The sequence below is a fragment of the Eggerthella sp. 1_3_56FAA genome, assembly GCF_000185625.1.
GTDB lineage: Bacteria > Actinomycetota > Coriobacteriia > Coriobacteriales > Eggerthellaceae > Eggerthella > Eggerthella lenta.
Window position 1 is genome coordinate 1 of sequence record NZ_GL622605.1, and the last position, 527, is coordinate 527.

Annotated in this window: 1 protein-coding gene; it reads right to left on the reverse strand. The window is 73.1% G+C overall.

Annotation, left to right across the window (positions count from 1 at the left end; genetic code table 11):
* A partial coding sequence (locus HMPREF1023_RS14995) for a helix-turn-helix domain-containing protein (RefSeq protein WP_009307342.1) occupies positions 1-527 on the reverse strand: 527 nt, incomplete at both ends.

Here is a 527-nt window from a genome sequence, read left to right on the forward strand (position 1 = left end):
CGCCATCGCCGCCTGCGAGAAGTACGTGCTCCTGGCGATGCGGAAATCCCTCAGGACGTCATCGACCCTCGCCCTCGCCGCCATCGCCCTCGCCCTCTCGCCCGCCCGGCGCTTCTCCGAATTGCTCAAAGAGCCCGGGCCTGGTGCTTTTAGGACGTCCAACACCGCCAGCGCCTCCGCGAGCCTGACCTCGGCCAGCCGCGCCCGCTCGACGGGGTCGCCTTCGGGGAGGTCGCCCCATGCGCGGGACCATTCGCCCCGCTCGCCGCCTTCTTCCTTCGCCACGCCCTCGCCGCCCTTCCCCTTCGTCGCGCGCTTCCGCTCGACGCCGGCCTTGTCCAGCCAGCGGCGCACGGTCCTCCTGTCCGCGCCGATCCGTCCGGCTATCTCGGAGACGGACGACCCTCGCGCGAACATCGTAACAGCTTCCCCGCGCTCGCGCTCGCCGTCGGGACGGGACCGGCCGTCGAGCCCGTCGAGGCGCCCCAGCCTGGAGGCCCACAGGCGGACGGGGGCGGCGCTCGCGA